Raw genomic sequence first — 24,761 nt, forward strand, 5'->3', positions numbered from 1 at the left:
CTCCTCGGGCTATCATCTCCTCCGTGCTTAGGTTTCACGATAGGATGCAGCGCATTCTCAAACAGCACTACCTGAACCTGCCCCCTTACTGATGTGGGATGAGAACGAGATGAAGAGATGGGTGGAAGGAGGAGATATTACTGCATAAAATTGAAACAAAGCGAAATTTTTGATGCAAAAAAATAAAAAGGGGTTAGTTTGCTTTTTCCCTTCCCCTTCTATCAGACTATTTTATTCTACTGCTTCTGCGATATCTTCTGCCTTCACGGTCTTCCTTCCGGCGTGCTTCGCGAGGGCTACGGCTTTTTTCGCTATTTTAGCGCCTTCTGCCTCTATAAGCTTCGCCAGCTCTTCAGTAGCGTCTTCGCTTACTCGCTCTGCTCCTGCGTTCCTAATTATCTTGGTTACCGGTGCTTTTGGTATTTCAGCCATTTTTATCACTATAATAAAGTAATGGGCAGTTATATAAAAGCTTTTATCTAGTTTAGCTTCTAAAAAATCATAAAATACGATGAGCAATTATGTTCTGTCTTTATCCTGCAAACAACTCCCTTATAGAAGGCTGTGAACCTGCCCTGCGTCTGAGGGAAAGAAGGAGATGAAGCGATAGGTGGAAGATGAGAAGGGCGTAAGCTGGGTGTGGGTGGGTGGGTGCGTAAAGGCTACAGGTGTGGAGCGTTTTGCTCAATTCACCTTCTCAGCGCTCTTAAAAACTTCATCAATCTCCGCTTGCACCGCAATCTTCCGCTCAATCGCTTTTTATCAGTGCCAGCTCGACCAAGCGCTTGTAACTAAAGGAGTGCCCCCCCCCCGCGTTTCTCAGCATGCAATTCGCCATACCGGATCCAGCGCTTCACACTCTCAGGATGGACGCCCAGTATTTTTGCCGCTTCCAAGACGGTCACCTCGGGTTCCATGATCCTCTCAGTATATCTATAAACAACAACAGTTAAGTTGTTTTGATAAAAGAGAAAGGGTTATCATTCCCCCATACGACCGGAGGTCTTCGCTTCGCATTACAAATCAGCCAAAAGCGGAAGGTTTATATATCCTATGCTCTAACAAGTTATACAGTACAAAAATTTCGAGAGGTGAGATAATGGTTGAATATCCTTACATCTTGGTTACGGGGAGATTAAAAGACTTTTTGAAACATATCAAAAGTGCGGGTGTTCCACCTAAGATAACTATCAGCTATCTTCCTTCTGTTAGCTTTAAAAGCACTAACGACCGTCCAATTGTCAAAGTGTTGAAATTTATTGGTTTTTTGGATTCTAGTGGTATCCCTACTGAGAGCTATAAGCAATTTCGGCTGAGAGGAGCTGAGGTAGTAATGGCAAAAGCTCTTCGGGTAGCCTACGAAGATCTCTTTAGAACTTACCCCGATGCCTATCGAAAAGATAATGAAGCATTAAAGGACTTTTTCAGGTCACATACAACTGCAGGTGAGCAGGTAGTCAATCAAACCGTTGTAACATTTAAAGCTTTATGCGAGTTTGCTGACTTTGAAGCTAAGATCGAGGGGGAGAAGCAGCCAAAAACCGAAAACGAGTCGGAAGATTCATCCAAAGGGGAGAGTCATGGAGCCCCAAGAGATGTTACAGTAAATATCAATATCCAATTACAACTACCAGCAACTGACGACGCACAAGTATATGAGAATTTATTTTCTGCCCTTAAGAAGCATCTGTATCCGTAGGTCTTGGATCTAATGATAGACAATGTTGAAGAGATTTATCTAAAAGTCCAAGCTTTTGAGAAAGATGCACATGTAATACTTGGAAAACATGAGACTTCAACATCGCGTATTGTCTTGCTTGGGCAAACTTATAAAAAATTAGGCGGATTAAGTTTGCAACAAGATGAATTGTTTCGTCAAGCACTTCGTTGCGTAGAGAATGGCCTTTTTAGAGCTGCACATGTTATGGCATGGGCAGGATTTATGGATTTCATTGAGGAAAAAGTTGCATCGGATGGTTTTATAAAACTTAAAAAGGTTAGACCTAAGTGGAATTTTTCGAGTGTTGAAGATCTACGTGAAAACTATCCTGAGTTTCAATTGATCGATGCCTGTCATGCTGTTGGTCTGTGTACAAAAAACGAGAAGAATACGCTTCATGGCTTATTAAGCAAACGTAATGAATGTGCACACCCTAGCAATTATTATCCAGGACTAAACGAGAGCCTTGGTTATATTTCAGAACTCCTTCGACGCATACATGCATTAAAAAAGAAAACTTTGTAGTTATTCCATTCTTAATCTCCTCTCTAGTTCGAATCCTACCTAGACTTTTTCATATTTTCACCCTTCCACAACACTCTCTTTATGGTGATAGTAAGCTATACGACGGTTTAAGAACCTAGGCGATGTAAATAACCTTTAAACACGGTAAAGAACACCGTCTCTCGCTTTGAGTCCGCACACGAAGCGGCTCTGAAAGACTCTTCTTTCTATCGTGCCATCACTCAATCATCCCGACTCCGACCGCTAGCGACCAACCACAAAGTTTTTAAGGTGACGTGCTATACATCACACTAGCCAAGGAGGGTAGTGTATGGAAGAAGAAGACGAAGAGGTGCTGGAAACTCCAGGATTCGCGTGGCGAGTTTCACTTTCCATCATTGGGGTGTGGGCTGGCTCGTATTTCTCATCTTATGGGTGACCTTCTATGCCTCTACGTTCACGCTCCTGGAGAACCTTGTAATTGTCCTTGTCTCTCTGCTCATCGTGGGTGCGATACTCGGTGCGTCATGGGGCATAAAATACGGTCGGAAATTCGGGAAGTGCAAATAACTTCTTTAAAAAATACGGTATGCGTCTGTGGGCAATCCGAAACGGCTGCTCTGAAGAAATCAATTTGACGTCAGGAGCATATGCAGAAACAAAAACAAAGGCAGAGGAATAATTAATCGCTATCCCGGGTCGGAGGAGGAGGATCAAACTGCGCCAAGAACAAACGTGAGCACTTCTCTTCCAGAACCCGCATCGCCTCCTTCTCCCGACGTCCACCGCACTTCTCGACTATTTCCCTGTATCGTTCAATCAACCGCAGCATCTCCTCCCTTTCCTGCTCGTCTTTTGCCAGATCAAGCCGCGTTGCGAGTATCGTCGCCTCGATTACTGCATTCCGTCCTCGGTTGATCGCTTTTACTTCCTTTTTATTGATCTTTACCGTTTGCGGCAGCACCTGGAAATAGAAATAGTCGCTGCGTTCTTCTATCAAAACGGTGGTGAAGACGATCCATGCATTTGCTTTTGCTAGTACGGGCACACCGGCAAACTCGGAGAGATTCAATTCGCTCAGATGCCCGAACGCCGTTTTTACGAACAGAACCGCGTCATCAGTCACGTTCGCCGCTACCGTACTGGTTTCGAGTACGTTCTCGAGCGTCTGTGAGCCCTTGTAAAGCTTTACGAAATGCGTTGTCTTCCCCTGCTGCTCGTCGTCAATCTCGGTTATGATTCCTACGGGAGCGGCATTCGGCATTCCCACAGCCGACTGCGTCGTAACGATGACTTCCGAGATGCCCTCGCCTATGCCTGCTTCCTGAAGTTTCATTTTTTTGTTTTTACGCTTCTGCCTACGTGCAACAGGTGCTCGATTCAAGCCCACATCTGTGCTATTGCTTCCGCGGCTTCACCTCTGGGTTCTACCTCATACGCCACCACGGGCACGCCAGTAACCAGTGCTTTCGTAACGGTCTCGTCATTTAGTATCTTGCCGGCGATCTTTATCCCTTTTTCCCTGCAGTACTGTTCGATCTCCTCACTTACCACTTCATTCTGATCGTACTTGTTGATGCAAACCGTCGCTTGCCGTCGAGATGCTCATCACTGCACCACCTTTATTCATCAGACCTTCCACTTCTTTTCTCCTCTATGGTAAGCCAGAAGACTTTGTTTCTGTATTCTACCTTCTTTATTTTGCCGCTTTTCTCCAGTCTCATGAAGCTATCGTGAACAGCTCCTGCCTCCGCCTCGAATTTCTTTAGTGTTTCTATAACCTGCTCTTCCCGCATTGGATGACGTCGTATTATTGCTAAAATAGCGTCTTCGGGATTTGTGAAACCCTCGATGGAAAATTCACCCATTTCCTCTGCGGTAATATCCATTATCACGTTAACCTCGCTCAGCATCGCATGTGCTAATGCGATGGCTTCGTGATCAGGAGGAACAGCCCACGGCTCCGCGGGAGGTCTTATCGGGACATTGATATAAATCCGGTCGGGCGCTATGTGCTTAAGCCTGCTTTTTAGCGCCTCCAATTCCTCCTCTGAGTCATTGAGCCCCTTTACCAGCATGACCTCAACCCAGAGCTCTCCATCATATTCTCGTCGGAACCGTTCCATACCGTCGACAACCGCCTCAAAAGCAATCCCACGAAACGGTCTGTTTATCTTTCTGAACGTTTCCGCAGTGCCTGCATCGAGTGAGGGCATCACTACATCTGCCTGCGAAAGGTCGGCTCTTACATCCGCCCTGTTAAGAAGAGAACCATTTGTATCAACGGCTATGGGTATTTCTGCTAATTCTTTAGTCTTGCGGATTAGCCAGCCAAGGCTTTTACATAACGTCGGTTCGCCTTCCCCTACGAAGGTTACAAAATCTAGCTCATTCCGGGTACGTTCTGTTTCTGGTTCTGGTTCTAGCACTCGCGTGATCTCGTTTAGTATCTCTTCCGGTGGAAAGAAGTCTCTACGCTGATTGGTCATCTGCGTCGTCCGGCCAAGCTGACAGTAGACACAAGAGTAGTTACAGGTTTTGAATGGAATTGTATTTACGCCTAAAGAGCGCCCGAGACGCCGTGATGGAACCGGTCCATAGACCAGCTTCATTGTATGCGCTCCCAAATATCCCGTATCGCATTCGAGACGACCCCTTCCGAGAATTCAACCACCGGCATACCTGCAACCATCGCTTCAGTGACCACGGGGTCGTAGGGGATGTTTCCAACGATCTCCACGCCACGTTGCCGGCAAAACTCGGTAATTCTCGTGCTGTTCTCCTCATTAATGTCATATTTGTTGATGCAAACCGTAGGCTTCACGCCGAAGTGCGCCACCACATCCAGAATGCGTTTGAGGTCGTGCAGTCCGGACATCGTGGGCTCGGTAACGATCAGTGCGAGGTCCACGCCGGTCAAGGACGCAATCACCGGGCAGCCGATGCCAGGCGCGCCATCAATTAAAATGAGGTCTGAACCTTCCCGTTCTGCGATCTCCCGCGCCAGCTCTCTAACGACCGTAACCAGTTTCCCGGACGCCTCTTCCGCGATATTGAGCTGCGCGTGCACCATTGGGCCGTACTTTGTGGTTGAGACGTAGGTGTACCCGGAGACGCGTTCCTGCAACGAGAGCGCCTCTTGCGGGCAGGTGAAGACGCACGCGCCACAGCCTTCACACCGTGCGGGATTGACCGTATACGTCGCTTCTTCCGTCACGTCTATCGCATTGAACCGACAGGTCTCCGCGCACGTGCCGCACTCGCTGCACAACGATTTGTCCATTACTGCTACTTTCAAGCCTTTGAATTCCTGCTTCGTTACCATTTCAGGATGCAACAGCAGATGCAAGTCAGGTGCATCCACATCACAGTCCGCAATGACTTTGTTCTCCGCGAGGACCGCGAAAGAACCCACAAGCGTGGTCTTGCCCGTGCCGCCCTTGCCGCTAATAACCGTTAATTGTTTCACCGCTCGTATTCCTCCTCGATACGCCCCATCAGCGCTGCAAATCGCTCCCGCCATTCCGGCAGCTCCTTTATGAAGAGCACACCTTCCGAATAGCTCCGCGCAATTCGTTTGTCGTGCGGGATCTCGAGCAGAATCGGAATTCGCTCAGCAGCGCAGTACTCGTAGACTTTTCGATCGCCAACCCCCGCTTTGTTTATTACCACACCAAAAGGAAGCTTGAGTACTCGAAGTACCGCAACTGCAAGCGTCAAATCATAGAGTCCAAACGGCGTGGGTTCAGTCACGAGAATACAGTAATCACTGCCCTGCACCGCTGCGATCACCGGACAGGCCGTGCCCGGCGGCACGTCAATAATCACGGTCTTTGCTGGATCGATTTCCGCTTTTACCTGATCGATCAGCGGTGTCGCCATTATTTCGCCGATATTCAGCAGCCCGTACACAAGCGCTATGCTGCCGTCACCACTTGTCCCTTTTTTGATAACGCCAATCTCACGTGGTTGCTCGCTGATCGCACTCCGCGGACAGACCAGAGAGCACAACCCACAACCGTGGCAGAGTCCTGGGAACACCATGACTTCTTGCTTTGGCACCACGACAAGCGCGTTATATTCGCATGCCAAAGCGCACTTCCCGCAGAAGTCACACAGCTCGTAATTGACCGTTGGCACCAGTGTATACGCGGACTTTGTCTCCTGAATCACGGGATTCAAAAAGAGGTGTGAATTGGGCTCCTCGACGTCGCAATCGAGTAATTGCACGTGCCTGTTCGAAAGCGACAGGGCAAGATTCACTGCCACGGTCGTCTTCCCCGTGCCGCCTTTGCCGCTCGCTAGTGAAATGATCATCCGTTCACCGTTTTGTTTTGTTGCGTTGTGGGCTTAAAAATGCTTAATGCCGATGTTCCTTGCACGCAGTGGCGTCACTGGCTTCAATAAGCTCTCCAGCCTGAAAAGCTCGTATTGTGTCCTGCACCGTGCCACGGGCACCTACGTACACCTCAATTCCTAACTGCTCAAACGCGTTGATCGCTCGCGGACCTAACCCCGAGCAGAGCAGTACTTCAGCACCTGCCGCTGCAACGAGATCCGGTGTGTTGCCAACACCGCCAAAATGCTCGCCGGTATTCTTCACCACGTTCACCTCGTTATCCGCCATGTTCACAACAGTAAAGGTTGGCGCACGTCCAAAATGCTCACTTACTAAATCTTCCAATCCACCAGTTCCCAGCGTGGGAATGCATAATTTCATACGTTCTTTACCTCCTCTCTTCTTCTCCACTCAACTTACTCTTATAATCCTCCAGAGCCGCTCTGAGCGTGTTCGCGGCAAGTAGAGCGCAATGAATATTATCCTCGGGCAACCCGCCCAAAACCGACAGAACGTCCTTGTCCTGTATCCTTGACGCTTCTTCTACTGTCTTTCCTTTCGCCAGTTCGGTAATGACACTGCCGCATGCTGTTGAAGCGCCGCAGCCGTCGGTGATGAATTTGCTAGCCACGATCGTATCCCCTTTTACTGCAAGGTGTATCTGCACAGTATCGCCGCACGGACCCGTTATGCTGGCCGCACCGTCGGGATTCTTCAACTCTCCCACGTTCTTCGGGTTGTAAGCCTCTTCAAGCGTCCTTTCCGTGTAAATCTCTCGCTCTTCCTTCTGAATCGTCTCTTCCATACTCGCTACAAACTCGTCTAAACCTGAATAATCCTTTCTATCTACTTTTGACCGCTCTTTTTGCGTCCCTTTATCCATTTCTTGTATCCCAAATTATCTGATTATCAGTATGCCTGTATCACACAGTAGTGAATTCCATAAGGTATGAGCACGCTAAAAATAGGATAAGGAGGAGCTGATTTACTTCTTCAGCTCTTCCAAGCGCTTCTTTATCTGCTCTAACTGGTCACCAAGCATCTGCGCCTGTGATTCGAGCATTGTGATCTCCTGCTCCTTCGGCATTGCAGGCATGCCTATTGGCGCTGTCGCTGCTACTGCTACTGGTGCAACAGGCGTTTGCTGCTGCATCCAGGAAGCAAACTGCGGCATCTGGCCTGTCTGCATAAGATACTGCGCACCTGGCGGCATTCCCGTTGGACTTCTATCTATCCAGCCGGGAGAGTAGCCAAACCGCATCCACCCAGGCAAACCAGTTAGATAATACATGTTTCTCCTTCTATTTCCTCCCATTTTTTCCTCTTCGCCTCCTAAACAGACTTTTTAACAAAACATTTCTCTCAGGGTCTCGCCATTTTAGACCCGCATTTGGGACAGGTTTGCTGGAAACAGGGCACGCCAACTTGATGAGGCATTGTATAGCCACACTGTGGGCATCGGCAATCTCCGCCAGGGCCCAAACCACTGCCACCCATTCGTCCTCGACCCTGACCACCTCGTCCCACTCCTTGACCTCGTCCTCCACCACGGCCCATGCCACTCATCTTATCGTAGCCACCTCCCGTAGGAATAGCCATAATGTGGTACGGGGTACGTTGAAGGAGCTAGTGGCCCATACATGCCAGTCCACCACCCACTGGGAAGCCATGGGAAGTTCCGGCAGAATGGATAGGGGTTTCCCATGCCCCTTCCAGGTCCTGACCCAAACCAAAATCCTCTCCCAAATCCCATTCCTCTTCCTCTCGGCATTTTTATCACTCCTTTTTCAGTTCCTTTATCCGCTTCTTCACTTCTTCCAAACTCTTCTCCAAAGACTCAACCACCGCTGATAGCTGCTCGACGTCATCTTCTTTTGCTTTCGGCTCGACGGGCATTTGCTGCGGTTGCTGTGGTGGCATTGGTTGCTGCATGCCAAGTCCCATACCTCGGCCCATGCCTCTGCCGCCGCCTCGGCCTCCACCCATGCCTAGGCCCATCCCTGCGCCCATACCCGCATGAGCGGCAACCGTCGAAGTTCCCGTCTCACTGAGCTTACCGCTTTTATACATCTCAACCGCTTCTTTTACCGTGCCGTAAGCGCCCGTTGCGATTTTCACGCCTGCAGTCGAAAGCACCTGAAACGCATTGGGACCCATGTTACCTGAAATGACCACGTCCACGCCTTTATTCACCATTGCTTGCGCCGCTTGAATCCCCGCGCCTCCCGGTGCGTTCATGGCTTCGTTTGGCAGTGCTTCGAACGCCATCGTGTCAGCATCAACGATAACGAAATATTGACTCCTTCCAAATCGCGGGTCTACCTGTGCATTCAAATCACCCGCTGTCGCTGTTACACAAATCTTCATCTCTTTTCCCTCCTAAGTGAATATATATTCATATTGGTATATAAAGTTATTCCTTTGCTTTTTTACCCTCCACAAACGCTCGCACGTTCTTCACGATCTCTTCAAATGCCTTACTCACTTGCGACCCCGTGTGTAGCACAAAGGGCGTTCCATTGTCCGCAGCTTCGACCATCTCGGGATCAAGTGGCACCCTGCCGAGGAACGGCACACCTAATTCCTCCGCCGCACGCTCGCCTCCGCCGTACTTGAAGATGTTTACCTCTTTGCCACAGTGCGGACAGGTAAAACCACTCATATTCTCTATTACGCCTATGACGGGCACTTTCAAGATCTCTGAGAAGTTCACTGCCTTCCGCGAGTCAAGCAATGCCAGATCCTGCGGTGTTGTGACGATGATCGCGCCGTCCACCTTCTTCATCAGTTGCACAACGCTGAGCGGCTCGTCTCCTGTCCCTGGCGGAAGATCCACAATCATATAATCCAGCTCACCCCACTCCACACCGGACAGAAATTGTCGTATCGCATTCATCTTCATCGGGCCACGCCAGATAACCGAAGAGTTTTTACTCGGAAGTAAAAACGCGATGGAAATCGCTTTCAGTCGCGGTGTGACGGGAACCGGATAGATTTTATCTTCGTGTACTTCCGGCCGCTTCTCCTCGATTCCCAAGATCTTCGGCACATTCGGCCCGTGTATGTCCGCATCCATCAACCCTACATCTAAACCCTGCATACCAAGAGCGAACGCGAGATTCGCGGCTACTGTCGTCTTTCCTACGCCGCCCTTGCCGCTCATCACCATTATCTTATACTTTACCTTTGCCATTCGTGACTCTACCGTCCCTTCTTGCTCTTTTCCCTTCTCTTCGCCTTTATTTTCCTCTACTATTCCCTTTTCCGTGCTCATAGTTCATTTATCCCCCTCAGAAAGTCTTAAAATATCAATTAAAGCATTCCTCCTCGTCTGCACCATCTTCCTCTTCCATAACCAACCGGTACCGTAGGAGAAGGCTTTTGAACGTCATCAGCCTTGGTCAGTATGTAATTACCGCCCTCTATTCGAATAGCTTTACCTTCGACGAAGGCTTCGGCTATCTTCCGATGCGCTTCGCTTACTATCCGGTGGAACGTCGGTTGCGAAACACCCATTCGTTCTGCTGCTTCCTCTTGGCTCAGCCGAAGATGATCTTTCAGTCTTATACTCTCCAGCTCCTCCACCTTCAATACGCTCTCCTCTAGCTCTGAGTCTTGTCCTCCGTCTCCATCTCCACCACGCGGCTCGAACCGCGGCTCAAAGTAGAGGAATAGCGGCTCAAAGCCCACGCATCGGCATCGTCTTCTCCCTGGCATGGTACTATAATAGCTGAATATATATTCTTATTTACTTACTCTTAAAGTTTCTCGACCTTCCGTCTGCACTCCATCGCCAAGGGTTGAGGTTGCTCTGAAGTGATAATGGTAAGAGGGCGATACTGCAGCAAACGGCATGCTGTTCTCCCCGTGTACCGCACTGATCAGAAGCTTTTATGGGAGACCGTGTAATTAATAATAGAGCACGCACGTAGTCAGGAGTAGAATCATGCCACGAAAAGACGAGTTAAAGAATAAGGAGATCGAATGCCCGAAATGCTGGGTCACGATGCGCCAGGAGGAAGTCGAGGTCTTCGGTCCGAACATCATCATCGACCGCTGTCCCGAGTGTGGCGGAATCTGGTTGGATCACGGTGAATTGAACAAGCTGTTAAAAGACAGGAAACTCTCGAATTATCTGACCAAGCACATTGGTACTCAGAGCAAGAGCAAACTGGTATGTCCCCGATGCGGGTGGTTGATGGACATCGAGACCGCAGAAGACGTAGAAGTCGATGTTTGTTTGAAATGCGGCGGGGTCTGGCTCGATGCGGGTGAGCTGGAGAAGTTGCGGGAGATCTCGGATGCCGGCTTTGAAGGTGATGAACTCGCGAAGGCAGAAGAGCGGTGGGAAGAGCTGAGACAAAAGGATCGTGAATCGGTGCTTCTAGGACTCTTCAGTCGATTATCGCGACGGTGAGGTGAATAGAGGTCACTACTCCTTTAACTCCTCGTCCTTCAACCGTTCCACAATCTCCTTTATAACCGCCTTTAAATTCTGTATATTATCGTAATCCTCTGCTGATTCTACCGTGCCAGCGCCAGCCTTAACTATCGAAATCAGGTTGTCCAGAGCGCGTTCTATATCGTCCACAATGCTTACGGTCGCATGCCGAGACGTTCTCGATACCGGATTCAAATCGATGGTCACTACCTTCTTACCCATCGCGATTAAGGCTTCGCACCGATCACCGTCTTCTAACGGCGTCAGAACTGCGTCCGCATCGTAAATACCATCAGCGTCGACGCGTGCTCGTGCGTGCTCTATGCCAGGTATTCTCGCATCTGCTTTCACACCCAGCACGTTCGTAGCGCCGTGCCGCTCTAGGTGCTCCTTTATCTTCCGCACGCGCTCCTCAGTCCAGTAAAAGATGTTGACCTCCAGCGGCGCGTTCAGCAACTCGCTCAGCTCGATCACCTGTTCAGGCACCAGCGCCGCGACGTTGCCATTCACGGAGATTACAGGCTTCTTTGCTCGGAGCAGTAAAGCAGCGGCTGCTTCCGTCGCCCGCATCACAGACGGTAACGTTCGTTCACCGAGCAGATAATCGAACGCTTCGCCACGACCGTGCGCGATCAAGCCTTGCCTGCTGGTTATACCTGCCTCTATACCTTCAACGATCCTTTCACGCTTCACTAACGATTTGTACCGGGGATGTGACTCTGGAACTCGAAACATAAGCTTTAAACAACACCACTAAACTGGCTGATTATATCCGTTTAATGGTAATTTCACGCTTCTTCGGCGTTATCTGCTTCAGAATCTCTTTAAATTGCGCATCGGTGATCATGCTCTTTAATCGCCCCGTCTGCGCTAATGCAATGAGCTGATTCTCCAACAGCTCGGCCAGTTCAGGCTTTGCCATGCGAATGGTATTCAACCGCTCTCGTGCCTCGGAAGTGAGAATTTGCCGGATGATGTTCTTCTTTGCCTCTTCGAGCTCCTGGCGCTTCTGCTCCTCCGCTGCAGCCCCTGCGTGCTCCTGTTGCAATTGCTCAAGCTTGCGCCTCCGTAACGCTTCTAACTCCGCTTCATCACCGGCCATCTTTCATACGCTCCCTTACTTAATCTTCCTTCGGTTCAGCGTGCATAAGCTTCAGCTCGTGCGCAGTGTTGTCAAGGAACTTCTGGCCCTTCGGCGAGATCTTCCGACCTCTCTTCGTCTTCGTTACGTACTCCGCTCGTTCTAACTGCATAAGCACTTCGCGAATTATCTTACCCGACGCTTCTCGGAACCGCTCCTTCTTCGTACCCCTTCGCACTCTTCCACCGTAATAGGTGCGCAGCCTTGCCACTCCGACCGGCCCGTGGAGATAGATCTGCCGGAGCACGGACGCGCATCGCACCCACCACCAGTCTTCATTCTCTGGCGGTAACTCTTTATGCGCGCCTTTCTTGACATCCAAGCCCCACTTAGGCAGAGAAATCGCTTTATTCTTTTTCAACTTCTCCCCGGCCATCTTTACCAGTTTATCCGGTGGCACATCGTATACTGTCGTCATTTTATTTATCCATTTATATGCCACCAAGACATAAAAGTTTATGTACTAAAAGTAGTGGGTATTTGGTGAATGGAGAGCGCGTAAATGGAGGTAAAAATCGGTTTAGAATGTCATGCACAACTTCTCACGAAGTCGAAATTATTCTGCCCTTGCTCTACCGATTATCATAACGCCGAGCCGAATACGCACGTCTGTGCCACCTGTTTGGGCTTACCCGGTGCGCTACCCGTGGTTAACCGGCGTGCAGTACGCTACGGCATAAAAATCGCGCTCGCTTTAGGCTGCTCCGTGCAGTCCGACATCATCTTCTACCGGAAGAATTATTACTATCCTGACCTCCCACGCGGGTTCCAGATTACGCAGTATGATTTCCCCATTGCGTTTGGTGGCCTGGTGCGCATAGAGAGCGAAGACAGTGATGGCAACGGCGGAAAAGAGCGCGAGATCCGAATCACGCGAGTGCACATGGAGGAAGACCCCGGCAGGCTGGTGTACAAGGGAACGATCGATACGGCGAGCTACGCGCTCGTTGATTATAATCGGTCAGGAATGCCGCTGGTGGAGATCGTTACGGAGCCCGATCTCAGGTCGCCGAAGGAGGCTCGCATATACCTGAACAAGCTGCGGAGTATTCTGGAGTACCTGGACGTATTTGACGGCGATTTAGAAGGTGCGATGCGTGTGGACGCGAACATCTCGATCGAGGGCGGCGAACGTGCGGAAATAAAGAACATCTCGTCGTTTAAAGGCGTGGAGCGCGCTCTGCTCTTCGAGATAACGCGGCAGAAGAATATGCTGCGACGCGGGCTCACCGTACAGCAGGAGACGCGGCATTACGATGAAGTGCGCGGCATCACGCTTTCGATGCGCACGAAGGAGTTCGAGCACGACTACCGCTATTTCCCGGAGCCCGACCTCGTGCCGATTCGCATTGCGCCCTATGTCGATGGAGTGCGGCAGGAGATCCCGGAACTACCGGACGAAAAGAAGCTGCGGTTCGCACAGCACTATGGCATAACGCGAGAGCATGCGAATTCGCTCACCTACGATCTCCATACCGCGGACTTTTTTGAAGCGGTAGCGGCGAAGATCGATCCGAAACTGAGTGCGACCTGGATTGCGGACGTTTTGAAAGGTGAGTTGAATTATCGCTCCCTGTCCATGAAGGATGCATTGGCAATGATCTCACCCTACAATTTTGTCGCTATTTTAACCTATTTGAAAACGGGCATGATCACCGAACGGGGCGCGACGGAGATCATTCGGGAGACGCTCGATCACGGCGGTACGCCCAAGGAGATTATAGCGCGGAAAGGGCTGGGCAGTATCGGGCTGGACGCGATTGAAACGGCGATTGAAGCAGTGCTTAAGGAGCATGCAAGTGCCGTTCAGGATTACCGAGCGGGCAAAAAAGAAGTATTGAATTTCCTCGTCGGGCAGGTGATGAAGCAGACCCGAGGTAGATCGGAACCAAAAATAGTTCGTAATATGCTGATAGAGGCGTTATATAAGAAGGTAATAGACGATGCGACTAAGAGGTATTATGAACCTTTTTGAACACGAAATCCAGCTTCATCCGCATACCGCTCGATCAGCGGCTTTAATCGGTCGCTGTACCAGCCCTTCTGGATATATTGTGGATAAATCGGCAGCCGCTCCCGTAACTCAAACGGTGCGATTTTATGTCTGAGTTCTTCCTCTCGGGGCCAAGGCGCTTCTGGATTGATGTAATCAATCGTCCGTTCCGAGATGCCGCCGAGGTCCGATGCACCCAGCTCGATCAATTCTTTCGGTGAGGTTAAGTTCGGCGGCACCTGAATCGCAATATCATCGGGCAATAGTGAGCGCGCTGCACGCACCGTCTCTTTTATCACCTCAAACGACGGTGAGGGTGTCTCCCACATCGCCGTTCTCGGCTTCGGTAAGAACGGCTGGATAATAACTTCCTGGATATGCCCGTACTGCTTGTGTACCGATGCAATAGCTTCTAACGAGCGGATACGATCTTCGTTGCTCTCGCCGATCCCGATTAAAATGCCAGTGGTGAACGGTATTTTTAGTTTGCCAGCCTCTTCGATCATCTGTAAACGCAATGCGGAGTCTTTACCTGGCGAGTTCCTGTGCGCCTCCAACTCTGCAGTGGTTTCGAGCATCAGGCCCATCGAGGCGTTCACGTCTTTTAATTCAAGGAGCTCTTCCCGGCTCAACACGCCCAAATTGCAGTGTGGCAGTAACCCGTGCTGTATCGCGAGTTCACAGAGATGCTTCGTGTATGCAACGAGCGATGAAAAACCCTCTCTGGTAACGCGGTCGTTAAAGAACGAGGAAAGAGCTGCGTCTTCGGGATTCTCACCCCCGGAGAAAAGAGCCTCGGTCGCCGCGCCTTTGTTCAGCACAACGGTTACAAAGTCAGATACCGTGGTGACGTACGCATCGTTGCGGCTGCGCGCTCGAAAAACACAGTAGTCGCAGGCGTTTCTGCAGACGTTCGTCACCGGTATGAAAATGTTCTTCGAGAAGGTTACGTACTTGCGAGTCATCGTCTCTCGTAGAGTGCCTCGTTAACTATAAATAAACTCAGCAAATAAACTAACATAAGTAGAGTAAGGTGGATGAGAGATGAAAATAATACCCGGAGTAACCACGCAGGTTTTGGCTGCGCGCATTGCGGCGGAACTGGGCGGAAACGCCTCATTATGCGAGTTCAAGAAGTTCCCCGACGGGGAGTTGTATACGCGTGTGGTGGACGAGATAAAAGACGAGGAAGTAACGATTGTGCAGAGCCTCATGGCAGATTACGGCTTGATCTCCCTGTTGCAATTGATCGACGCCGTAGAAGAGGCACATAAAACGACCGTGGTCATTCCCTATTTGGGCTATGCACGGCAGGATAAGCGATTTAAACCCGGTGAAGCGATTAGCTCACGGGCAATCGCACGCGGCATCAGCTTTGCCGGCATCGTTGATAAGATCTACGTGGTGAACGTGCATAATCGGGCGGTGTTGCAGTATTTCGATGTCGATGCGAAGGAGCTCGATGCCGCCCCGTTAATTGGCGATTACATCGCGAGGAAGAAGATCGTAAAGCCCGTGATCATCGGACCTGACGAGGGTGCACGCGAGTTAGCAAAGGCAGTTGCTGCGCCGCACGGCTTCGAGTATGACGTGCTGGAGAAGAAACGGATTAGCGGCGAGGAAGTGCAGATAAAGCCAAAAGAGTTGAGCGTGGAAGGCAAGAACGTGGTCATTGTGGACGACATCATCTCCACGGGCGGCACAATCGCAGAAGCGGCGGCTATGCTCAAAGCACGAGATGCCAACGATATTTACGTCGCGTGCATTCACGGCCTGTTCGCGCAAAATGCCACCCTCCGCATACTCAATGCGGGTGTCAAGAGCATCATCGCAACCGACACCATACAATCCATCTTCAGCGAGATAAGCGTCGCGAAGATGATCGCCGACGAATTAGCCAAGTGAACGTCGTACCGATCGTAGAGGCTTGGGATAGCTCCTAAAGGCATCCGCAACGCGGTCTTCGTAAGTTCCGTAAACAAATACCCACAGCCAGGATAAGATACCCTGCACCTACCGCACCAACTGTGCCCAGAATATTTCCGATCACCAGCAAAGCGCCTAAGATAGCACTACTCAGCATCGCAATCTTTAGCGTGTATCTATCCACCGCTCTCTTTATCGCTTTTTCACTCCTTCTATAGCTGCGAATTGAACGACCAGAATTGCGAATTAATCGTCTTATGTCTCGCATTTCTGTGCCCGGTGTTAATTTCACCCAGATAAAAGCGGAGATCATTGAACCAATCACCACAATCAATAGGCCTATTACTATCCTTGCTGCAATTTGCCAATACGCAACGTTCGGATACGTGCTGTACACTAAAGGTGGATACCAGTCCCACGAGCTGTAAATGGGATCGAGATAATACATCAAGCCGGAAACCGGGATGTTTCCGTCATATGTTCCAAGAACAGTAATTCCGTGAGAATAAAGTAGTCTTCCAAGACTTTGTATAACTCCTGGCAGTATTCGCCCTAAATTCAAAAATACGAGTGGGACAGCAATTGCGTAAGTGAAGTGCACAAACGTAACTGGGATTCGGATTTTGCATCGGTAACCTGCCCTTTTCGATCGGTTTTGTATTTTCAGTTCTATACGGGCACTCATCAAATAAATGAGGCTGAAGAACACCGCGATGGTGGTAATAAGCGCTATTAGGTGATGCTGGAAAAGGATCACCATGTCGTTCTCCGCTATCCCCTGTGCTATTCCTTGCCCTTGACCTATAAGTTCAATCCCGCGGGGAATGCCACCAATTGCCCAACCGCTTTGGTCATGCACCCCATTAAAGAGCCCTGTAATTAGTTGTTCCGAAACGCCCGCAACGATGAAAAGACCCACACCTGATCCGATTCCCCATCGCGATACCACTTCTTCCATGTAATAGATGAGCATCCCTCCGACAAAAACCTGAAGGAAGAGCAAGAATGAGATGAAACGCAAAGATACTCCGATTAAGTCTGCAATATCCTGATTGGGCAGGTAAAAACCCCTCGTGTAGGTGAAACTTGCAAAAACAACAAAGCAGAGAACGAGCAGTTTCTGAAGGTTCACATAAAACGCCTGGTCCTTGGGATTGGTTAAGTCAAGTTTCAGCAATTTTGGACCTGCTACGATCTGTAACATAATCGAAGCATGTATAATCGGCATAACCCCAAGAGCAGCTAGCTAGAACCGCTGATCTGCAAAGAGCGCTCGCCATCTGCAGAAAAGGTCGAGCGACTCGGGAGCTAGCCCGAAGAAAGGGATGTTACCTAAGGCGAAATAAAGAATGAGTATAGCGAAGGTAAATATGAGTTTTGTCTTGAGCGGAACATGCCCTGTAGGGCGTTCAACCATCGGGATCTTACGTAAAAAAGGTGTTAAAACTTCCCTCAGTCTTGTTCACCTCCTTTTCTCTTCGCTACTTATTCGCCGCCGAAGAAGTGCCGCATCATTGGGTACATCTCCATCATCTGCTCTGATGCCACCGACTCATACAGGTTGTACGCAATGCTCACCGCCAGGAGCAGCCCCGTACCTGATGCCTGACCAAGTGTGCCGAACATATTTGCAATGACGGCTAACACGCCCAGGAGAGCGCCGCCCATGATCGCTATTTTCGGTATATAGCCTTCCATCATGCGCTCTATGTTTGCAGGGTTCCTGCGATGTCCCGGGACTTGGAGCCCTGACCGGTAGATCTGCGCCGCCACGTCCTTCGGACCCATGCCCGTCGTGTTTATCCAGAACAGAGCGAAGATCATGCCGCCGATGATCATGAACGCAAGATCAACACCCAGTCGCAGCGCTATTTGCCAGCTTGCAACGTTCGGATACGCTGCATGCACGAGTGTCGGGAACCAGTCCCACGGACTGTAAATGGGATCGAGATAGTACATCAACCCGGAAACCGCACTGTTACCTTCGTACGTGCCGAAGAGGGTAATGCCACGCGAATAAAACATCCTGCCAAAACCCTGTATACTCGCCTGTAACGCTCGTACAAGAATCATTGGCAGCACACTCGCGTATAAAAGCTTGATAGGAAACCTGCCGCGAGCACCGCGTGCCATTGAATGTGCCAGTGGGATTTCCAAACGTGTACTCTCGAGGTAAACAACGATGAAAAAGACCGCGATGGTGGAGAAAAGCGCGATTAAGTTATGCTGGAACAGGAACGAGATTCCCCCACTCACGATGTTATAGCCAAGATCTCCTTGCCGTGCTAGTTCTATCCAGCGCGGGATGACACCCACCGCCCAACCGGTTTCGTCCGGCACCCAGTTTATCAGACCGGTGATTACCTGCTGCGAGACGCCAGCGAGAATGAACAATGACACGCCTGAACCGATCCCCCATTTCGAGACCACCTCATCCATGAAGTAGATGAGCATTCCGCCGATGAATATCTGGATGAAGAGCAAGAATCGGATGGTTCCGAGTGAGACCCCCATTAAGTTCGCTATGTCCTCGCTGGGCACATAAAAGCCAACCACGTACGTCATGCTAATGAGCGCGGTAAAAGCCAGGACGAGCATTTTCTGCAGGTTCTGATAAAACGCCTGGTCGCGGGCGTCGCTCAGATTCAAGTTGATAATACCCGCACCGACCAGCAGCTGTAAGACGATAGAGGCATCGACGATTGGCATGATCCCCAGCGCGGTGAGCGAGAACCGTTCGCCTGCGAAGATCGCCCGCCACCGACCGAAGAGGTCCAGAGATTCTGGCGATAATCCGAAAAGCGGCACGTTGCCAAGTGCGAAAAAGAGTATGAGTATACCAACAGTCCACCCCAGCTTCGATTTGAAATGAACGTGCCAACTGGGGCGTTCTACCATAGGGAATTTGCTTAAAGCAGCCGTTAACGCATCTTTAAAGTTTATCTCGGTCATCTATACAAGTAACACTTATATCCCGCTTTCTGCCTCTAAATCTACACTACCGCCCACTCGTTCTATCTTCTCCTGCGCCGTTTTTGATATCTTCTCCGCCTTGAGTATTAGCTTCCTCGTTACGTTTCCCTTCCCCAGGATCTTCTGTACGCCGAGTTCCTGGACATCGAGATAAATGCCATCATCTTTTTCTTCCGCTTTCCCAGCCTTGAGCAGTTCTCCCATCATCTCCTCTAACTCGCCCACGTTTATCGTCGTATCGTCACTGCTGTCATACTGATACGGCTTAGAGGCGTTATGTCCCTTGATTATCCCCCGTTTCAAAGACCATACCACGTGATGCGAGTACGCGCCAGCATGACCGGAGCCACCTTTGCTCCCTTTTCCTCTTCTCTTTTTGGCTGAGCCACCGCCACAGGTTCGTGTTCCTCTTATCCTCTTTATCCTCTTCTTCATCTCCGCAGACTCTCACCTCTGTCCTACCAAGAGTTTTAAAGTGTCACTTATATAGCTTTAGTTTTTTATACCTATTAGCACAACTAATAGTATAGCTTACTCTGTATTTAACAAATTAGAGGATTGGGGGAATAAGTGAGATGGTAAAAGTAGATATAAAGATAGAAAATGTAGTAGCGAACGCGAGGATTGCTGAGAGCCTCGATCTAGAATATATTGAATCGCAGTTAGAAGATGCAATGTTCACGAAAAAGAAGTTCCCAGGTCTGGTGTACAGGACAAAAGATCCGAAATCCGCTTTCCTTATCTTTCGCTCCGGGAAAGTGGTGTGCACGGGGTCTAAGACTGAAGCAGGCGTTCGGAAGGTAATAGACATGCTTGCTTCCGCACTCAGAGGCATAGGAATAAAAGTAGAAGAGCATCCGGTGTTTAAAGTGCAGAATATCGTCGCCTCTGCTAATCTTGGCAAGGAACTCAATCTCGGCGCCATCGTGGTCGGGTTAGAGCTGGAGGGCATGGAGTACGAGCCCGAAGTTTTCCCCGGATTGGTGTATAGAATCACTGACCCCAAAAGTGCCATATTGATCTTCAGCTCCGGACGGTTAGTTATCACCGGCGGAAAGACCTTGGGAGATTGTGAAAAGTCCGTAGAAGTATTACTCAATAAATTGACCGAGTTGGAATTGCTTTAAACGCAGAGGTACGGTCAGCAATCTCGGCTCCTTTTTTCCTGCACCTATACTACAAAAAAGGAATGGAAAAGGAGATAGAACAGAGCGGGTCGAGTGAGGTACGTACGAAGGCTCACACTAAATGAGTGCTTCCTTTAGAGTCTCCAGGTTGAACTGGGTATTTGCGCAGCCGTTCTTTGTCAGGGGGATACCGCGAACCGCCAGGCCTTCCGATTCCGCAACATTGAGCCCGAATTTTATCTCTTCCGGGCATGCGATTCCAGAAACCGCATCACAGTGCATGCATTCCAGGATCTTCCTCATACACGAGCCGCCAGGCAGAATGAAGACTTTATATCCCCGTGATTCGCCAAATTCCGCTGCTTGATGCGCTAAACAATCAGAAGAGCAGTGGTTGCAGGAATACGAGGACAAATCAGGATTAAAGTCCGCTTTGCACTGCCAATCCATATATTTCCGGCAGCAATGCGGCACCAGCAGGATCTTGCTGTCCGCGTTTTTGAAATCCTCCTCGTGTATCAGATTCTTTATTTGGAGATCCACCAGGTCCTCAACAATAGAGATCGCATCTTCCAACTGGATGCCGAGGAGCTTATCCACCTTGAACTTCCGCACGCTGGTTTTGGAGAACGAGCCCAGCTTCTTGTGCAATTGCCGTTTATCCACCACCTTCGCAATATCTTTGAAAAAGCCTCGCGGGAGTTTCGACAAATCGTAGTTGAACGGGTACGCCATAATCTAATGTTCACGTTGAGGTAATTAAAGATTAGCTATTATGTGGGTCTCTAAATGCCAGCAGGGATAGGCAGGCGAAACTATTTTGTCACCAATCGTTCTTCACAGGTATTGCAGCACCGCATGCCGGGCAGCTGTTCGCTGCCGTAAGGTGGGAATCAACCACATCAAATCCGTATCGCTCGATTACCAGTTCACCGCAATGCAAGCAGTACGTGTTCTCATAAGGATGCCCCGGAACATTGCCGAGGTAGACATAGTTCAGACCCTCGGATCGTCCTAGTGCCCGTGCACGCTCCAACAATTCGACCGGTGTCCGCCCGTCATAAAGACCACCTTCACGCGCCTTGTACGCTGGATGGTATTGCGTGACATGCCAGGGTATGTCTTTCCCGGCGTCGTCTCGGATTCGCGATGCGATGCTTCTCAAACAGTCCGCATCATCATTCACGCCGGGTATAACGAGTGTGGTGATCTCAATATGTACGCCCTTTCGCTTCGCAGCCCGTATATTCCGCCAGACGACTTCCACATCGGCGCCACAGTAGCGCCTCACCGCGTCCTTACAGCCCTTCACATCCACATTCATCGCATCCAGCCCGTGCTCTACGAGCAAATTCAGTGCATCGGAGCTCATATAGCCGTTCGTTACGTAGGTATTATAATAGCCCTCCTTTTTAGCCAGCGCAAACACGTCAAGCGCGTATTCGAGGAGCAGTGTGGGTTCGTTAAAGGAAATCGAAGTACCCTGACAGCTCATCTCCTTCACGAGTTGTACTAATCGCTCTGGTGAGATGTACTCGCAGCTCGCAGGTGTTGGTACGGATCTGCTAATCGTCCAGTTCTGGCACCACGGGCAGGAGAAATTACAGCCGTAACTGCCGACCGTTAGTGCTTTGCTGCCCGGGAAGAAATGGAAGAACGGTTTCTTCTCTATTGGATTCGCACTGATCGACGAGATATCGCCGTATCCCAGCGTATACAGTTTTCCCTCGATGTTCTTCCGTGTTTTGCAGAATCCTAACCTGCCCACCGCGATCTCGCAGAACCGCTCACAGGTTGTGCATCTTACACGTTTGCCTTTGCGCTGCTCGTATAACAGAGCTTCTTTTATGCAACTCGTGGTTTTCATCCCATCCTTCGACGCTCTTTGCTACAAGCTTTTTTAAGCCCGCGCACTGTATACAAAATAGATCATAAAGGAACCTAAATATAAGGAGAAGTGCCATAAACATGACGAAACGAATCGTTCCGTGTCTGGATACAACGTTTGATGAGCAGGGTAACGCGGTTGTGGTGAAAGGGATAGAATTCGAGAACCTCAAATACGCCGGTGATCCCGTTGCACTCGCCGAGAGATACGATGCGCAGGGCGCCGATGAGCTGGTCTTCCTCGACATCTCTGCGTCCTTCGAGGGTAGAGAGACGATGATTGCAATGGTTGAGCAGATAGCCGCGCATGTATCCATTCCACTGGCGGTTGGCGGCGGGATAAAGAGCATCGAGGACTTCGAGAAGGTCTTCAATGCCGGCGCGGATAAGGTGGGCGTGAACACCGCTGCCGTTAAGAACCCCGAGTTGATAAAAGAAGCTACCGAACGGTTTGGCAAACGTGTCGTGGTTGCCATTGACTGCAAGCGGAGATTTGAGGACGCAGAGGGCAAGACGCCAGTGCAACTGGGGGACGGCACGGAAGCGTGGTACGACGTCGTCATTTATGGCGGTCGCGAGTACGTAGGGCTTGACGCGATCGCATGGGCGAAGCAGGTGCAGGAGCTTGGCGCGGCTGAGATCCTCCTGACGTCGAAGGATAACGATGGGAGAACGGACGGCTACGACGTCCCGATTACCAAAGCGATTGCTGAGGCTGTGGATATTCCCGTGATTGCATCCGGCGGTGCCGGGAACATAGAGCACATGTACGAGGCGTTTGTCAATGGCGCGGACGCGTGCCTCGCCGCGAGCATCTTCCATTACGAGACGTACACGATCAACGAGATAAAGGAGTATTTGCGGGAGAAGGGGATTGACGTGTAACTCTAAGGGTAGACAACGCTTTTACAATTATTCCTAAAACGAGAATTAGAGCTAAGAATGGAACAGCATGAGGAAAGAGCCCCTCTTTTCAACCTGTTTTAATCAGACCACAACATAATCGCGGGGATCCAATTGTCGTACGTGCGACCATTAGCATCCGTGAACTCAGTGCAGTTGATCCAGCCGTTTGCGGTCTGTAATGTTCGATTATGGTGAATCTGCGGATACGAGCCTGTGCGGATGGTGTAGTTGTAAGTTTCATCTTTGTAGAGTATAAACGATTCGTTGAACTTCAAATTGTGCCAGTCTTCCACATAGCCGTTCCATGTTGCTGTTACGTTCCAACCGGTGCTATTCCATAACTTTACGTATTCAGAATGCCCACCGGTCCCAAGGCAGGAATAGGTGTACATTTTCGAGACGTTAAGGTCATAGAAGGGCGTGATGGTGCCGTTGTGGGTGCCGGGGATGCTGGGGTAAGTCCCAAAGCGAGTGTCGAAGATTGAGGGCTTTACCAGCGGTAAATAATCTTTATTCTTGCCTACACGAATGTCGTAAGGTGTATCACCAAGACCATCGCCATCCTCATCTGCTCCTGCGTAATCACTCCAATAATTCCCGCCCAGCCATGAACCACCGATGATGTTCGTTCCCGCGGTTTGTGTTATATTCCAGCTGTTTTTGCCACTATCCCACGCGTTGTGCGTATTGCTTAAATAATTGTTGTAGATTGTGTTACTATTTGAACCATAATACAAATAGATGCCGTACTCATTGCTAGCCATAATGTTGTTATAAAGTGAATTATTATTCGAATGATCGTATACATAAACGCCGTATTTGTTGTCGCCTATAGTGTTATTATTTAGATAGTTGCTATTTGAATATAGATAAACATAGATGCCACTATTACTGTTAAAATTAGCAATATTGTTAACTATTGTATTGTTATTTGAGCAATAATACAAATAGATCCCATAACTGTTATTCATGATGTGGTTGTTAATAAGAATATTATGATCAGAATACCAGGATAAGTGGATACCTCTGTCATTATTTTTCACAATGTTACTGGATATTATGGTATTGTTTATCTGGAAATACAGGAATATTCCAATTCCATTATTCAAAACAGAATTGTTAATAAGCCAGTTATTGTTGCTAGACCTTACTAAATCTATCCCACGACCGCTGTTATTCAAGACCTCGTTGTTTGAAATGATACAATGATCTGCACCATTTAGATGTATCCCCGCTTTGTCTATTATTCTTACACCTTTCACCGTGAAGCCCGTTATGTTTACATAATCTGCGGTTACATTAAAGACGTAATCATTTGGATCTGTCGCGTTCACGATACAGTTCGCAGAGCCGTTCTCTGATTTTATGGTCAAGTTAGCGACGTTCACGTCCACGTTCTCGTTGTACACCCCATCCCTTACGATAATCATATCACCCGAAGAAGCATTATCGACCGCTTCTTGTATTGTTTCGTAATCGTCAGGCACGTAAACGGTCTTTGTAGAAAATCGATTCGCAGTATTATTTGTTGAGGAATCGTCTGCACCACTTGAAAAAACCGTACCGCAGACCGCCATTGCCACAACAACTGAAACTGCCGCTATCTTCAGAAGGATTTTAGCCTCATCCGTTTTTATCATCCTCTTGCATTTCAAACTACACACTTAACATTTGCGTTGACGCTTATAAATTTTCCGATTGGTTCTTGATACAACGCAATTTTTTTGGGAACTCGCGGTTTGTGCCGAATTTACCTTTAAATAGAACCATCCTATCAAAGCTATACACCTGAACGCCTGAACTA

33 protein-coding genes are annotated in these 24,761 nt (G+C 49.4%); 8 read left to right on the plus strand and 25 right to left on the minus strand.

The features are described 5' to 3' along the window. Positions 1-231: 231 nt before the first annotated feature. Together JW878_00520 and JW878_00525 are read right to left on the minus strand one after the other, a co-directional pair. Positions 232-432 (minus strand): histone family protein, encoded by a 201-nt coding sequence (locus tag JW878_00520; GenBank protein MBN1761549.1) that lies wholly within the window; start codon positions 430-432, stop codon positions 232-234. A 359-nt stretch (positions 433-791) separates the two neighbouring features. Then, entirely contained in the window at positions 792-917 is a 126-nt protein-coding gene (locus tag JW878_00525) for a helix-turn-helix domain-containing protein (GenBank protein ID MBN1761550.1), read from the minus strand. A 182-nt stretch (positions 918-1,099) separates the two neighbouring features. Here JW878_00525 and JW878_00530 point away from each other — a divergent pair, with 182 nt between their 5' ends. The 3 genes from JW878_00530 to JW878_00540 all read left to right on the plus strand — a co-directional run bounded on the left by JW878_00530 (position 1,100) and on the right by JW878_00540 (position 2,794). Beyond that, on the plus strand, positions 1,100-1,699 hold the full coding sequence (locus JW878_00530) for a DUF5343 domain-containing protein (protein ID MBN1761551.1): 600 nt from the start codon (positions 1,100-1,102) through the stop codon (positions 1,697-1,699). Positions 1,700-1,702: 3 nt separating this feature from the next. After that, positions 1,703-2,245, plus strand: a complete 543-nt coding sequence (locus tag JW878_00535; protein ID MBN1761552.1) for a hypothetical protein — start codon at positions 1,703-1,705, stop codon at positions 2,243-2,245. A 354-nt stretch (positions 2,246-2,599) separates the two neighbouring features. Next, a complete protein-coding gene (locus JW878_00540; GenBank protein MBN1761553.1) occupies positions 2,600-2,794 on the plus strand; it encodes a hypothetical protein in 195 nt (64 codons plus the stop codon). A 112-nt stretch (positions 2,795-2,906) separates the two neighbouring features. Here JW878_00540 and JW878_00545 read toward each other — a convergent pair whose 3' ends face one another. The 12 genes from JW878_00545 to JW878_00600 all read right to left on the minus strand — a co-directional run bounded on the left by JW878_00545 (position 2,907) and on the right by JW878_00600 (position 10,280). Continuing rightward, entirely contained in the window at positions 2,907-3,560 is a 654-nt protein-coding gene (locus JW878_00545) for a DUF447 family protein (protein MBN1761554.1), read from the minus strand. Between the two features lie 44 nt (positions 3,561-3,604). Further along, positions 3,605-3,778: a hypothetical protein gene (locus JW878_00550; GenBank protein ID MBN1761555.1), complete on the minus strand. Its 174-nt coding sequence runs from the start codon at positions 3,776-3,778 to the stop codon at positions 3,605-3,607. Positions 3,779-3,846: 68 nt separating this feature from the next. Further along, positions 3,847-4,836 carry a radical SAM protein gene (locus JW878_00555; GenBank protein ID MBN1761556.1) on the minus strand — a complete coding sequence of 330 codons (990 nt, stop codon included), beginning with the start codon at positions 4,834-4,836 and terminating at the stop codon, positions 3,847-3,849. After that, a complete protein-coding gene (locus JW878_00560; GenBank protein ID MBN1761557.1) occupies positions 4,833-5,693 on the minus strand; it encodes a 4Fe-4S binding protein in 861 nt (286 codons plus the stop codon). Before JW878_00560 ends, JW878_00555 begins: the two co-directional genes overlap by 4 nt. Beyond that, positions 5,690-6,541: an ATP-binding protein gene (locus JW878_00565; GenBank protein MBN1761558.1), complete on the minus strand. Its 852-nt coding sequence runs from the start codon at positions 6,539-6,541 to the stop codon at positions 5,690-5,692. The genes JW878_00560 and JW878_00565 overlap by 4 nt, the downstream gene beginning before the upstream one ends. Positions 6,542-6,584: 43 nt before the next feature. After that, complete coding sequence (locus JW878_00570; protein ID MBN1761559.1) at positions 6,585-6,944, minus strand: NifB/NifX family molybdenum-iron cluster-binding protein; 360 nt, start codon at positions 6,942-6,944, stop codon at positions 6,585-6,587. 7 nt (positions 6,945-6,951) lie between these two features. After that, positions 6,952-7,368 (minus strand): iron-sulfur cluster assembly scaffold protein, encoded by a 417-nt coding sequence (locus JW878_00575; protein MBN1761560.1) that lies wholly within the window; start codon positions 7,366-7,368, stop codon positions 6,952-6,954. 180 nt (positions 7,369-7,548) lie between these two features. Further along, entirely contained in the window at positions 7,549-7,878 is a 330-nt protein-coding gene (locus JW878_00580) for a DUF5320 domain-containing protein (GenBank protein ID MBN1761561.1), read from the minus strand. Positions 7,879-7,925: 47 nt separating this feature from the next. Then, entirely contained in the window at positions 7,926-8,120 is a 195-nt protein-coding gene (locus JW878_00585) for a hypothetical protein (protein ID MBN1761562.1), read from the minus strand. Positions 8,121-8,339: 219 nt separating this feature from the next. After that, the gene (locus tag JW878_00590; protein ID MBN1761563.1) at positions 8,340-8,930 is read right to left on the minus strand and encodes a NifB/NifX family molybdenum-iron cluster-binding protein; all 591 of its coding nucleotides are present in this window, start codon (positions 8,928-8,930) and stop codon (positions 8,340-8,342) included. Positions 8,931-8,976: 46 nt separating this feature from the next. Continuing rightward, positions 8,977-9,837 carry an Mrp/NBP35 family ATP-binding protein gene (locus JW878_00595; protein MBN1761564.1) on the minus strand — a complete coding sequence of 287 codons (861 nt, stop codon included), beginning with the start codon at positions 9,835-9,837 and terminating at the stop codon, positions 8,977-8,979. Positions 9,838-9,875: 38 nt separating this feature from the next. Continuing rightward, positions 9,876-10,280 carry a DUF134 domain-containing protein gene (locus tag JW878_00600; GenBank protein ID MBN1761565.1) on the minus strand — a complete coding sequence of 135 codons (405 nt, stop codon included), beginning with the start codon at positions 10,278-10,280 and terminating at the stop codon, positions 9,876-9,878. A 229-nt stretch (positions 10,281-10,509) separates the two neighbouring features. On the opposite strand from JW878_00600, the gene JW878_00605 reads away from it, so the two are divergent. Further along, on the plus strand, positions 10,510-10,980 hold the full coding sequence (locus JW878_00605) for a zf-TFIIB domain-containing protein (protein ID MBN1761566.1): 471 nt from the start codon (positions 10,510-10,512) through the stop codon (positions 10,978-10,980). A 15-nt stretch (positions 10,981-10,995) separates the two neighbouring features. On the opposite strand, the gene JW878_00610 is transcribed toward JW878_00605, so the two are convergent. Genes JW878_00610 through JW878_00620 form a run of 3 tightly spaced genes read right to left on the minus strand, consistent with a single transcriptional unit; the run spans position 10,996 to position 12,563 of the window. Continuing rightward, complete coding sequence (locus JW878_00610; protein MBN1761567.1) at positions 10,996-11,739, minus strand: phosphopantothenate/pantothenate synthetase; 744 nt, start codon at positions 11,737-11,739, stop codon at positions 10,996-10,998. Between the two features lie 31 nt (positions 11,740-11,770). Continuing rightward, on the minus strand, positions 11,771-12,106 hold the full coding sequence (locus JW878_00615) for a DNA-binding protein (GenBank protein ID MBN1761568.1): 336 nt from the start codon (positions 12,104-12,106) through the stop codon (positions 11,771-11,773). Positions 12,107-12,125: 19 nt separating this feature from the next. Next, positions 12,126-12,563, minus strand: coding sequence for a 30S ribosomal protein S19e (locus JW878_00620; protein ID MBN1761569.1), 438 nt, complete (start codon positions 12,561-12,563; stop codon positions 12,126-12,128). A gap of 84 nt (positions 12,564-12,647) precedes the next feature. Between JW878_00620 and gatB the strand changes: the two genes are divergently transcribed. Beyond that, positions 12,648-14,120 carry an Asp-tRNA(Asn)/Glu-tRNA(Gln) amidotransferase subunit GatB gene (gatB, locus tag JW878_00625; GenBank protein MBN1761570.1) on the plus strand — a complete coding sequence of 491 codons (1,473 nt, stop codon included), beginning with the start codon at positions 12,648-12,650 and terminating at the stop codon, positions 14,118-14,120. On the opposite strand, the gene cofG is transcribed toward gatB, so the two are convergent. Continuing rightward, the gene (cofG, locus tag JW878_00630; GenBank protein MBN1761571.1) at positions 14,105-15,103 is read right to left on the minus strand and encodes a 7,8-didemethyl-8-hydroxy-5-deazariboflavin synthase subunit CofG; all 999 of its coding nucleotides are present in this window, start codon (positions 15,101-15,103) and stop codon (positions 14,105-14,107) included. The two genes, gatB and cofG, sit on opposite strands and share 16 nt — an antisense overlap. 79 nt (positions 15,104-15,182) lie before the next feature. Here cofG and JW878_00635 point away from each other — a divergent pair, with 79 nt between their 5' ends. Next, positions 15,183-16,043, plus strand: coding sequence for a ribose-phosphate diphosphokinase (locus tag JW878_00635; GenBank protein ID MBN1761572.1), 861 nt, complete (start codon positions 15,183-15,185; stop codon positions 16,041-16,043). A 34-nt stretch (positions 16,044-16,077) separates the two neighbouring features. On the opposite strand, the gene JW878_00640 is transcribed toward JW878_00635, so the two are convergent. The 4 genes from JW878_00640 to JW878_00655 form a co-directional block, all read right to left on the minus strand. Further along, positions 16,078-17,292 carry a preprotein translocase subunit SecY gene (locus tag JW878_00640; GenBank protein MBN1761573.1) on the minus strand — a complete coding sequence of 405 codons (1,215 nt, stop codon included), beginning with the start codon at positions 17,290-17,292 and terminating at the stop codon, positions 16,078-16,080. Positions 17,293-17,310: 18 nt separating this feature from the next. After that, on the minus strand, positions 17,311-17,481 hold the full coding sequence (locus JW878_00645) for a hypothetical protein (protein ID MBN1761574.1): 171 nt from the start codon (positions 17,479-17,481) through the stop codon (positions 17,311-17,313). A gap of 68 nt (positions 17,482-17,549) precedes the next feature. Continuing rightward, positions 17,550-19,007, minus strand: coding sequence for a preprotein translocase subunit SecY (secY, locus tag JW878_00650; protein MBN1761575.1), 1,458 nt, complete (start codon positions 19,005-19,007; stop codon positions 17,550-17,552). 24 nt (positions 19,008-19,031) lie between these two features. Then, positions 19,032-19,472, minus strand: a complete 441-nt coding sequence (locus JW878_00655) for a 50S ribosomal protein L15 (GenBank protein MBN1761576.1) — start codon at positions 19,470-19,472, stop codon at positions 19,032-19,034. Positions 19,473-19,612: 140 nt separating this feature from the next. Between JW878_00655 and JW878_00660 the strand changes: the two genes are divergently transcribed. Continuing rightward, positions 19,613-20,164 (plus strand): TATA-box-binding protein, encoded by a 552-nt coding sequence (locus JW878_00660; protein MBN1761577.1) that lies wholly within the window; start codon positions 19,613-19,615, stop codon positions 20,162-20,164. 117 nt (positions 20,165-20,281) lie between these two features. On the opposite strand, the gene JW878_00665 is transcribed toward JW878_00660, so the two are convergent. Both JW878_00665 and amrS read right to left on the minus strand, forming a co-directional pair. Next, on the minus strand, positions 20,282-20,899 hold the full coding sequence (locus JW878_00665; GenBank protein ID MBN1761578.1) for a DUF116 domain-containing protein: 618 nt from the start codon (positions 20,897-20,899) through the stop codon (positions 20,282-20,284). Positions 20,900-20,987: 88 nt separating this feature from the next. Continuing rightward, on the minus strand, positions 20,988-22,031 hold the full coding sequence (amrS, locus tag JW878_00670; GenBank protein ID MBN1761579.1) for an AmmeMemoRadiSam system radical SAM enzyme: 1,044 nt from the start codon (positions 22,029-22,031) through the stop codon (positions 20,988-20,990). Positions 22,032-22,132: 101 nt separating this feature from the next. Here amrS and hisF point away from each other — a divergent pair, with 101 nt between their 5' ends. After that, positions 22,133-22,936, plus strand: coding sequence for an imidazole glycerol phosphate synthase subunit HisF (gene hisF, locus JW878_00675; protein ID MBN1761580.1), 804 nt, complete (start codon positions 22,133-22,135; stop codon positions 22,934-22,936). Positions 22,937-23,034: 98 nt separating this feature from the next. Here hisF and JW878_00680 read toward each other — a convergent pair whose 3' ends face one another. Further along, a complete protein-coding gene (locus tag JW878_00680) occupies positions 23,035-24,597 on the minus strand; it encodes a right-handed parallel beta-helix repeat-containing protein (protein MBN1761581.1) in 1,563 nt (520 codons plus the stop codon). Positions 24,598-24,761: the final 164 nt, after the last annotated feature.

It is taken from the genome of Methanomicrobia archaeon, assembly GCA_016930255.1.
Lineage (GTDB): Archaea > Halobacteriota > Syntropharchaeia > Alkanophagales > Methanospirareceae > JACGMN01.

Excerpts from the sequence above, each read along its gene's own strand:
- JW878_00655 (MBN1761576.1), bottom strand. The coding sequence starts at position 19,472 with ATGAAGAAGAGGATAAAGAGGATAAGAGGAACACGAACCTGTGGCGGT.
- JW878_00545 (MBN1761554.1), bottom strand. The coding sequence starts at position 3,560 with ATGAAACTTCAGGAAGCAGGCATAGGCGAGGGCATCTCGGAAGTCATC.
- JW878_00555 (MBN1761556.1), bottom strand. The coding sequence starts at position 4,836 with ATGAAGCTGGTCTATGGACCGGTTCCATCACGGCGTCTCGGGCGCTCT.
- JW878_00645 (MBN1761574.1), bottom strand. The coding sequence starts at position 17,481 with ATGGTTGAACGCCCTACAGGGCATGTTCCGCTCAAGACAAAACTCATA.
- JW878_00575 (MBN1761560.1), bottom strand. The coding sequence starts at position 7,368 with ATGGAAGAGACGATTCAGAAGGAAGAGCGAGAGATTTACACGGAAAGG.
- cofG (MBN1761571.1), bottom strand. The coding sequence starts at position 15,103 with ATGACTCGCAAGTACGTAACCTTCTCGAAGAACATTTTCATACCGGTG.
- JW878_00525 (MBN1761550.1), bottom strand. The coding sequence starts at position 917 with ATGGAACCCGAGGTGACCGTCTTGGAAGCGGCAAAAATACTGGGCGTC.
- JW878_00660 (MBN1761577.1), top strand. The coding sequence starts at position 19,613 with ATGGTAAAAGTAGATATAAAGATAGAAAATGTAGTAGCGAACGCGAGG.
- hisF (MBN1761580.1), top strand. The coding sequence starts at position 22,133 with ATGACGAAACGAATCGTTCCGTGTCTGGATACAACGTTTGATGAGCAG.
- JW878_00570 (MBN1761559.1), bottom strand. The coding sequence starts at position 6,944 with ATGAAATTATGCATTCCCACGCTGGGAACTGGTGGATTGGAAGATTTA.
- JW878_00620 (MBN1761569.1), bottom strand. The coding sequence starts at position 12,563 with ATGACGACAGTATACGATGTGCCACCGGATAAACTGGTAAAGATGGCC.
- JW878_00635 (MBN1761572.1), top strand. The coding sequence starts at position 15,183 with ATGAAAATAATACCCGGAGTAACCACGCAGGTTTTGGCTGCGCGCATT.
- JW878_00520 (MBN1761549.1), bottom strand. The coding sequence starts at position 432 with ATGGCTGAAATACCAAAAGCACCGGTAACCAAGATAATTAGGAACGCA.
- JW878_00610 (MBN1761567.1), bottom strand. The coding sequence starts at position 11,739 with ATGTTTCGAGTTCCAGAGTCACATCCCCGGTACAAATCGTTAGTGAAG.
- JW878_00530 (MBN1761551.1), top strand. The coding sequence starts at position 1,100 with ATGGTTGAATATCCTTACATCTTGGTTACGGGGAGATTAAAAGACTTT.
- JW878_00640 (MBN1761573.1), bottom strand. The coding sequence starts at position 17,292 with ATGCCGATTATACATGCTTCGATTATGTTACAGATCGTAGCAGGTCCA.
- JW878_00585 (MBN1761562.1), bottom strand. The coding sequence starts at position 8,120 with ATGGGCCGTGGTGGAGGACGAGGTCAAGGAGTGGGACGAGGTGGTCAG.
- JW878_00565 (MBN1761558.1), bottom strand. The coding sequence starts at position 6,541 with ATGATCATTTCACTAGCGAGCGGCAAAGGCGGCACGGGGAAGACGACC.
- JW878_00600 (MBN1761565.1), bottom strand. The coding sequence starts at position 10,280 with ATGCCAGGGAGAAGACGATGCCGATGCGTGGGCTTTGAGCCGCTATTC.
- amrS (MBN1761579.1), bottom strand. The coding sequence starts at position 22,031 with ATGAAAACCACGAGTTGCATAAAAGAAGCTCTGTTATACGAGCAGCGC.
- JW878_00580 (MBN1761561.1), bottom strand. The coding sequence starts at position 7,878 with ATGGGAGGAAATAGAAGGAGAAACATGTATTATCTAACTGGTTTGCCT.
- JW878_00605 (MBN1761566.1), top strand. The coding sequence starts at position 10,510 with ATGCCACGAAAAGACGAGTTAAAGAATAAGGAGATCGAATGCCCGAAA.
- gatB (MBN1761570.1), top strand. The coding sequence starts at position 12,648 with ATGGAGGTAAAAATCGGTTTAGAATGTCATGCACAACTTCTCACGAAG.
- JW878_00595 (MBN1761564.1), bottom strand. The coding sequence starts at position 9,837 with ATGAGCACGGAAAAGGGAATAGTAGAGGAAAATAAAGGCGAAGAGAAG.
- JW878_00680 (MBN1761581.1), bottom strand. The coding sequence starts at position 24,597 with ATGATAAAAACGGATGAGGCTAAAATCCTTCTGAAGATAGCGGCAGTT.
- JW878_00590 (MBN1761563.1), bottom strand. The coding sequence starts at position 8,930 with ATGAAGATTTGTGTAACAGCGACAGCGGGTGATTTGAATGCACAGGTA.
- JW878_00665 (MBN1761578.1), bottom strand. The coding sequence starts at position 20,899 with ATGGCGTACCCGTTCAACTACGATTTGTCGAAACTCCCGCGAGGCTTT.
- JW878_00615 (MBN1761568.1), bottom strand. The coding sequence starts at position 12,106 with ATGGCCGGTGATGAAGCGGAGTTAGAAGCGTTACGGAGGCGCAAGCTT.